The following is a 1205-nucleotide window of genomic DNA, read 5'->3' as shown; positions in this document are numbered from 1 at the left end:
GACCATCATGTTCCTGCCCATGGCCCACGTCTTCGCACGCTTCATCTCTGTGCTGGCAGTCGCGGCCGGCGTCACAGTGGCGCACACCCCGGATATCAAGAACCTGCTGCCGGATCTGCAGAGCTACAAACCGACCTTTATCCTCGCCGTCCCGCGCGTTTTCGAGAAGGTCTACAACTCGGCCCTGACCAAGGCCGAGGACGGCGGCAAGGGCGCCATCTTCCACCGCGCCGCGGACACCGCCATTGAATTCTCCCGGGCCCGGCAGGCCGGCAAGGTCGGGCTCGTGCTGAAGCTCAAGCACGCCGTGTTCGACAAGCTCGTGTACAGCAAGCTACGGGCCGCCATGGGCGGGAACGTCTCCCATGCCGTTTCCGGCGGCGGCCCGCTCGGTGAACGGCTGGGCCACTTCTTCCAGGGCATCGGCATGCAGATCCTGGAAGGATACGGGCTGACTGAAACCACGGCGCCGATCACCGTCAACACCCCCGATCTGATCAAGATCGGCACGGTCGGCGCCCCGATTCCGGGCAACTCCGTCAGGATCGCGGACGACGGCGAGATCCTCGCCAAGGGCGTGTGCGTCATGCGCGGCTACTACAAGCGCGATGACCTGTCCGCTGCAACCTTCGACGACGGCTGGTTCCGCACCGGCGACATCGGCCAGCTGGACGAGGCGGGGTTCCTGACCATCACCGGGCGCAAGAAGGAAATCATCGTCACGGCCGGCGGCAAGAACGTCGTCCCGGCCCTGTTGGAGGACCAGATCCGCGCGGACGCGCTCGTCTCGCAGGTGCTCGTGGTCGGTGACAACCGCCCGTTCATTGGTGCCCTGGTGACCCTGGACGAAGAAGCGCTGCCCGGCTGGCTGGGCCGCCACGGGCTCCCGGCCTCGACCTCGCTCGCCGAGGCTGCCGTCAACCCCGCCGTCATGGCCGCGGTCCAGGAGCTCATCAACCACGCCAACCAGTCCGTGTCCCAGGCCGAGGCGATCAAGTCCTTCCGGATCGTGCCGGCCGACTTCACCGAGGCCTCCGGACATCTGACCCCCTCCATGAAGGTCAAGCGGGCCCAGGTGCTCAAGGACTTCGAGAACGTGATCGAGGAAATGTACAGCGCCAAGCGTCCCACCCTCGCCTAGGCTGCAACCGCAACCGCCCGGCACCGAAACCCCGCACCAGAGCAACGCGGGGTCAGATACGGCC

Annotated in this window: 1 protein-coding gene; it reads left to right on the top strand. The window is 66.2% G+C overall.

All coding sequences use genetic code 11. The features are described 5' to 3' along the window. The coding region (locus tag LQV45_RS33960) for a long-chain fatty acid--CoA ligase (protein WP_230012233.1) at positions 1-1141 on the top strand (1141 nt) is incomplete at its 5' end. Positions 1142-1205: the final 64 nt, after the last annotated feature.

Source organism: Microbacterium sp. Bi128, from assembly GCF_918698205.1.
The sequence above is the reverse complement of the archived record's forward strand: the minus strand, read 5'-3'. Positions and strand labels throughout refer to the sequence as shown.